This is a genomic window from Actinoplanes sp. NPDC051633 (assembly GCF_040681735.1).
GTDB lineage: Bacteria > Actinomycetota > Actinomycetes > Mycobacteriales > Micromonosporaceae > Actinoplanes.
This window is the reverse complement of record NZ_JBFAZH010000350.1, coordinates 1-6790: the sequence shown is the minus strand read 5'-3', so window position 1 is coordinate 6790 and position 6790 is coordinate 1. Positions and strand designations below refer to the sequence as shown.

General features: G+C 69.8%; 8 protein-coding genes. 6 read left to right on the top strand and 2 right to left on the bottom strand.

Annotated elements, in window-relative coordinates:
* The coding region (locus AB0M20_RS20150; RefSeq protein WP_364300202.1) for a winged helix-turn-helix domain-containing protein at positions 1-483 on the bottom strand (483 nt) is incomplete at its 3' end.
* Between the two features lie 75 nt (positions 484-558).
* Between AB0M20_RS20150 and AB0M20_RS20145 the strand changes: the two genes are divergently transcribed.
* The 4 genes from AB0M20_RS20145 (at position 559) to AB0M20_RS20130 (ending at position 3174) form a co-directional block, all read left to right on the top strand.
* Complete coding sequence (locus tag AB0M20_RS20145; RefSeq protein WP_364300200.1) at positions 559-894, top strand: hypothetical protein; 336 nt, start codon at positions 559-561, stop codon at positions 892-894.
* Positions 891-1583 (top strand): DUF4386 family protein, encoded by a 693-nt coding sequence (locus AB0M20_RS20140; protein ID WP_364300198.1) that lies wholly within the window; start codon positions 891-893, stop codon positions 1581-1583. The genes AB0M20_RS20145 and AB0M20_RS20140 overlap by 4 nt, the downstream gene beginning before the upstream one ends.
* Before the next feature lie 202 nt (positions 1584-1785).
* On the top strand, positions 1786-2343 hold the full coding sequence (locus AB0M20_RS20135) for a GAF domain-containing protein (RefSeq protein WP_364300196.1): 558 nt from the start codon (positions 1786-1788) through the stop codon (positions 2341-2343).
* A 63-nt stretch (positions 2344-2406) separates the two neighbouring features.
* Positions 2407-3174, top strand: a complete 768-nt coding sequence (locus tag AB0M20_RS20130; protein ID WP_364300194.1) for a methyltransferase domain-containing protein — start codon at positions 2407-2409, stop codon at positions 3172-3174.
* Between the two features lie 36 nt (positions 3175-3210).
* On the opposite strand, the gene AB0M20_RS20125 is transcribed toward AB0M20_RS20130, so the two are convergent.
* Positions 3211-4161 (bottom strand): sensor histidine kinase, encoded by a 951-nt coding sequence (locus tag AB0M20_RS20125; protein WP_364300204.1) that lies wholly within the window; start codon positions 4159-4161, stop codon positions 3211-3213.
* Between the two features lie 279 nt (positions 4162-4440).
* On the opposite strand from AB0M20_RS20125, the gene AB0M20_RS20120 reads away from it, so the two are divergent.
* On the top strand, positions 4441-6471 hold the full coding sequence (locus tag AB0M20_RS20120; protein ID WP_364300192.1) for a SpoIIE family protein phosphatase: 2031 nt from the start codon (positions 4441-4443) through the stop codon (positions 6469-6471).
* 126 nt (positions 6472-6597) lie between these two features.
* A partial coding sequence (locus tag AB0M20_RS20115) for a hypothetical protein (RefSeq protein ID WP_364300190.1) occupies positions 6598-6790 on the top strand: 193 nt, incomplete at its 3' end.

The window sequence follows — 6790 nt, the reverse complement described above, 5'->3', positions numbered from 1 at the left end:
AGCGGCGAGATGGTCCTCGATCAGGCTCAGCCTGGCCTCGGCCAGCCGGGCCCGGTGCGGGGCGAGCCACGCACCGTCCCCGGCGTCGGGCAGCAGGTCACCACGGAAGATCTCCAGCGCCGCCGCGGACACGCGGGCGGCGGTGCCCGGATCACGGCGCAGCGCGGGCAGCGTCCCGGCGATCCGCAGCACCTCCAGCGCATCGACGCACCGGGGATCGACCACGAGGGCGTAGCCGGCGCCGCTGCCGGTGATGCAGCTCGGATCGCCGAGTGCCCGGCGCAGCTTCGACACCTTGGCCTGCAGCGTGTTGCGCGCAGTCTCACCCGGCCACAGGTCGTCGATGATCCGGTCCGCGCGGATCACCTGTCCCGCGTCGAGCGCGAGCCGGACGAGAAGCTGGGTCGTCCGGCCCGCCGGGACGGCCAGGCGGACGCCGTCACGGCGCACCTCGGCCGGACCCAGAACGGCAACGGTGAGCACGCCCTGACCCTAGACCTGACGCAGCCGGGCCCACGGCGTCAGCGAAGTGTCAGCGCCCGCGCCGACGCTGCTCCCATGACCGACACCGACCTGCTCATCCGCCGGCTCATCGGTGGTGACAAAGGCGCGGCGGCACGCATCGCCGCTCGCGCTCCGACCAGCGACGAGCCGGTTCTGCTCGTCGCCGCCGCACTCCTCGATCCGACCGCGCCGGACCTGCTGGCGCGGGCGACGGCGCTGGCGTCCAGCACCCGTGACCGGCAGCTGACCGCGATCGCCGCCGCGCATCTCGCCGGCGACCACGAACGGGTCGACGCACTCGCCCGTGACCATCTCGCCGATCAACCCGACAACGTGCTCGTCGCCTGGATCGCCGCCAACAACCCGAACCCCGAAAGGACACCGTCATGAACCGCAAACTCACCGCGGCATTGCTGATCACCGCCGCCGTGCTCACCAACGTCGCGTTCACCGCGCTCGGCAGCATCTTCGACTACCCGGACATCCTCAAGGAACCCACCGACGACATCCTCACCGCGTTCCGCGGCTCGCAGAACGCCGTCGCCGGCTGGTTCACCGTCATGGCGGTCTCGGCCGCCCTGTTCGCGCCGATCGCGGTCGCCGTCGGACGGCTGTCGACCAGCCGGGTGATGCGCGCAGCGGTCCTGGCCGGCGTAGCCGCCGCCGTCGTGCAGGCGATCGGGCTGTCCCGCTGGCCGTTGCTGGTTCCCGGCTACGCCGCCGACGCCGCCAGCTCCGACCCCACGATCGCCGCGGCCGGCCGCCACTCGTTCGAGACCGCACACCAGATTCTCGGCAATCTCATCGGCGAGACCTTCGGCTACCTGCTCACCGCCGCCTGGACGCTGCTCGTGCTCGCCGCGATCGGCCGGACGATCGCCGGCCGCTGGTTCACCGTTCTCGGCGCCGGGTCCGCGGTGCTGGTCCTCGCCGGGGTGCTGTCGCCGCTGAACCTGCCCGGCATCGACCTGGCGAACTTCGCCGGATACGTGCTGTGGAGCGGCTGGCTGGTCGCGTTCGCGGTCGTGCTGATGCGCACCCCGAAGGCGGCCCCGGCGCTGTCCGCGGCGCGGGCGTGATCGCCATGATCAAGCCCTGGTTGATCTGGACCTGGGGGCAGGCGGCGCGCGGGTGCACGCCGGGTGCGTCGGACACCGTGTGCGACATTGCGGCGTGGAAGTCGCGCGCGCCGCAAAGTACAGGACGCGGGCATGTCCGGCCGCCATGTGCGCTCACTAAGCTCAATGTCACCGAAATGATCAGCTGGGTCAGGAGGGCTCCATGAGATGCAGCGGTACCTATGAGTACCTGGACGGCCCCGAGGAGCAGGCGCGGCTGGATGCCGTGCGCCGCTATCAGCTGGTGGATCAGCCAGTCGAAGACACGTACGAACGGATCGCGTTCGTCGCCGCCGCCATCTTCGACACTCCGATCGCGACGGTGTCGCTGGTCGAGCAGCATCGCATCTGGCTGATCGCCGCTCACGGCCTGCCCGGCGTCCGCGAGGTCGGCCCGGAGCCCGGTCTGTGCGGGTCGGCCATCGCCCAGGACGACCTCTACGTGGTCAACAATGCGGCCGACGACCCGCGGACGCGCGAGCACCCCCTCGTTCGCGGCGAGCTCGGCCTGCGGTTCTACGCGGCAGCGCCGTTCCGGACCCAGGACGGCTACCGGCTGGGAACGGTCAACGTGATCGACAACCGGCCGCGCGAGACGACAAAACGGCAGCTGACCGCCCTGGAGCATCTGGCCGCGATCGTGTCCGACGAGCTCGAACTACGCCTGATGGTGATCCGCAGCGCCGCGGCCGAGCAGCGTATGCGAGAAGCGATCAGCTGAGCCGTACGTGCTGGCAGCGTTAATTCGTTATCGCGCGGACCTCGGGGGTGCGATCCTGCCCTGATGATCGACGATCTGACGCAGCGGCTGACCCGGCCACGGTTCCCGAGAAGCGCCGGCTACGACCCGCAGTGGCTTGTCGACAACTGGATGGGCCCGAGCGCCATCTGGCTGATGGAGTGGCTCACCTCGGGCCTCGACCTTGCGCCGGGCGCCCGCGTGCTCGATCTGGGTTGCGGCAGAGCCGTCACGTCCATCTTCCTGGCCAAGGAGTACGACGTGCGGGTCGTCGCCGCCGACCTGTGGGTCAAGCCCACGGAGAACTGGCAGCGGATCGAGGCCGCCGGGCAGGCCGGGTCGATCACGCCGTTGCTGGCCGAGGCGCACGACCTGCCCTTCGCCGAGGGATACTTCGACGCCATCGTCAGCGTCGACGCCTACCACTACTTCGGCACCGACGAGCTCTACCTTCCCTATCTGAGCCGTTTCCTGGCTCCCGGCGGCCGTCTCGGCATCGCGGTGCCGGGACTGGCCGCGGAGCTCGACGACGGGCTGCCCGCCCATCTCACGCCGTACTGGGAGCCGGAGTTCTGGGCCTTCCACTCCCCCGCCTGGTGGCAGCGACTGTGGAACCGCAGCGGCGTGGTCGGTGACGTGCGGGCCGACTTCCTGGAGGACGGCTGGCGCGATTGGCTGGACTGGAGCGAGGCCGTGCTGGACACGACCGACAGCGAGGTCCCGAACCGGCTCGTACCCCGGGAGGTGGCGATGCTGAAGGCCGATCTCGGCCGCCACCTGGGCTTCACCCGCGTCACCGCTCGCCGCACCTGAGACCTGACCGGCCGTTGCGCGCCACGGCCACCGCCATCACAGCGGTTCGCGGTTGGTGACCTCGCGAGGAAAGTGCAGGCGCACGGACGTCTGTCCAGCCTGCGTACGTGCGGTGACGGTGTCGGCGAGCTGGCGCGCCAGCCACAAACCACGACCGCCCGGCGTGTGCGCGGCGGCGGGGCGGCGGTAGCCGGCGTCCGGCGGCACGGGACGGCCGCCGCTGTCATCCACCTGGACGACCAAGGTGCTGCCGTCCTGCCACCCGCGGACGCGGACCGGTGCGGCGCCGTGGGTGAGGCCGTTGGTGGCGACCTCAGTGATCGCCAGAACGATGTCCTCGACGGCCGGGGCGTCGAACCCGTGCTGGTCTATCCACGAGCCGAGGGCGGCACGCAGCAGGCCGAGCTGCTTCGCCTCGATCAGCTCGAGGTCCTGTTCGACAGCCGCGGACGGCGCTTGCAGCGGTGCGTCGGTGCGGCCGGCGAGATAGTCGTCCGATGCGACGTAGCGGGGGTTCAGCGTTCTGCCGGTCTCGGTCAGTTCGTGGCTGTGCACGCTGCACGCGCCGTCGATGACATGACTGGCGTAGCGGCGGCTGTCCCACAAGCAGGTCACCGATGAGCCGTACGGTGCGTAGGTGTCATTGCAGACCGACTCGTACTCCAAGTACGCCATGGCCCGATCCACCGGAGCATCCGAGGCGAGATAATCGGGAATGTGCGGTTCCGCCACGACGTGCACACGGCGGCCCTGAGCGTGCTGGTCGGCCAGATAGCGGCGGAAGGCCTCGTAAGCCAAGCCCAGGCGTTGGTAGAACACCGCCCGATCGCCCCATTCCAGGCGTGTGCCGGCGGAGCCCAGGTCATCGCGCACCACGGCAGCGGTGTGCTCGCTGACCACCAGGAAAACCGGATCACCCGCCTGCAGTGATCGTCGCAGCTCGGGGACCAGCACCGTCCGCAAGGTTTGATCCGACTCGATGATCATGGCGGCGTGCACGAACCGGGGCTGGGAGAGGATCTCGCTTGCTCGGCTTACGGTCATGGATGCGGTCCGGCCGTTTCGCCGCCGGCGCGTTAGAGGGCTGGCAACCGAGCGTACCTGCGGCTTCCGCACCGGCCACGCTCGGCAGGGGACGGTTGCGACGCTGCGAGCTCCGAAGTACCCGCGGCATGGCGGCGTACACCCATGCGGTCGGAGTAGGCGCTCCCCGGTTACCCTGGTGCACGCGTCGTTACCCTGGTGCACGCGTCGCAGGGAGCGCTGATGAGTGGGAACGGACCAATCGCGCAGCCGTCAGCGGACCTGCTGGGTCTCCTGGAGGCGGATCCGCATGGGTGCGCACTGGCGACCGCGGTGCGGGATGAGGGCGGCAGTATTGTCGACTTCACGCTCGCCTACCTGAACGAGGCCGGCTGCCGGTTCCTGGGACGGCCGCGAGGCGAACTGGTTGGCCGGACCTATCGGGAATTGTGGCCCGAGACGGTCACGGATGGCACCCTGACGCTGTACCGGCAGGTCGTGCGGGACCGGTTGCCGACGGTACGGACGGTCTATTACGACCGGCCGACCGTTTCGGGCCATTTCGAGATCCGGGTGGTGCCGTTCGGTGACGGTTTCGTGGCCCGGTTCGTGGACCTCACCAAGCTGACCATGGGTTCGCTGACCGACGGCGGGACGCGGCTCTACGATGCCCTCGATGCGGCCTTCGATGGGTTCGTGCTGCTGCGGGCGGTCCGTGACGATGCCGGCGCGATCATCGACTTCACCCGCGAGTACGTAAACCAGTTCGGCGCCAAACTCGCGGGCCGCACGGCTGAGGATCTGATCGGACGGGGCATCGTCGAGCAGCCGTCAGGCGCAGGGGACATCCGGCTGTTTCGGCACCTGCGCGCGGTCGCCGAGACCGGGGACACCTGGCACGAGCAGGTCACCGCATCGGCAACAGCGCAGGTGTGGGAAGTCAAGGCCGTCCGCATCGACGGCCGGTTCGTCGCCGTGTCGTACCGTGACATCACCGAACAGGTCGACCACCAGCGGGAACTGCAGCGCAGCGTCGCGCAGGCCCGGGCCGCGGCGGACCGGACCACCGCGTTGCAGGTCGTCACCGCGGCACTGGTCGCCGCCACCACCCCGGACGAGGTGTACCTCGCGCTGGGCACTGTGCTGCGGCCGTCCGCCGGCGGTCACGGTTTGGCCGTGTTGCTGAGCGAGCGGAACCGGCAGCTGCTGCTGCGCTACCACGCCGGATACGAAGATGACGTCGTGGCGCAACTGCGCGAGGTGCCGATGTCACATCCATACCCGGCCACCGGTGTCGCGGTCACCGGTCAGCCGCGATACCTCTGCTCACCGGAGGAATTCGCCGCGGCTCAGCCCGACCCGGACTCGAGGATCTCTGGTGGCGGCCGGAAGTCCTGGGCCTTCCTGCCGCTTGCCACCGCGGGGCAGATCCTCGGCACCCTGGTGATCGGCTACCAGCAGCCCCGCCAGTTCGACGACGCCGAACGCGCAAACCTGGTGACCTTCAGCCGGCTTGCCGCCCAGGCATTACAACGGGCCCTGCTCCACCGCGCCCACCTGTCCATCGCCGCGGATCTTCAGCGGGCGCTGCTGCCGGCCGCTCTGCCGGCCCTGCCCGGTGCTCGGCACGCCGTGCGCTACCTGCCCTGGACCGAGGGTGCCGAGGTCGGCGGTGACTGGTACGACGTCATCCACATCGAGACCGGCCGGGCCGCTATCGTGATCGGCGACGTGGCGGGCCACAGTCCCCAGGCCGCGGCCACGATGGGTCAACTGCGCAGCGCGCTACGCGCCTACGCCGCCGACGGATACCACCCCGCCGACGTCATGCGCCGAGCCAATGAGCACCTTCTGCGCTACGAACCTCATGCCATGGCGACCTGCTGCTACCTCGAACTTCAGCTCGCCGACCACACCGCCACCGCCGTACTCGCCGGTCACCCACCGCCCGTCCTGCGCACCGGCGACCGCGCCGAGTTTCTGCGGCCGAAACCGGGACCGCCCCTGGGCACTCGACGCGCCGAATACCGTGACGTGACACTCCTTCTCCCCACCGGGTGCAGTCTGGTGATGTACACCGACGGGCTCATCGAAGACCGCCACCACGAGATCGACCGCGGGCTCACCGAGCTCCGCCAAGCGGTCCAAACGGCACCCACGAACGATCCTGACGGTCTGGTCGACCACATCCTGAGCGCTCAGGTGGGTCCGAGCCCTCGCAGCGACGACGTGGCCATCCTCGCCCTCACAGTCCACCACCCCGCGACGCCGTAACCCGGACGAGACCCCGGACGGACGAGGGATCACGCTCGTTCCATTGTGTGGTTGACTTGGGCCGCCCGGGCTGCGAAGCGGGGAGCGCGTTCGGGCCACAATCCCACAGCCGGGGAGTTGAGTCTGGTGCGCCGTCTTTCCGCAGTGCTGAGCGCGATCATCGTCGCGGCCGGCTTCGTCGTTACAGCTCCCGTCGCCTCGGCGGCCCAACCGCCACGCTCGGGCTACGTGGTCGTGCTGAAGGACTCGGTGGCTGACCCGGCGGCCGCTTCCGCCGAGCAGGCCGGCCGCTACCAAGCCCGTCGGACCGCGGTCTTCA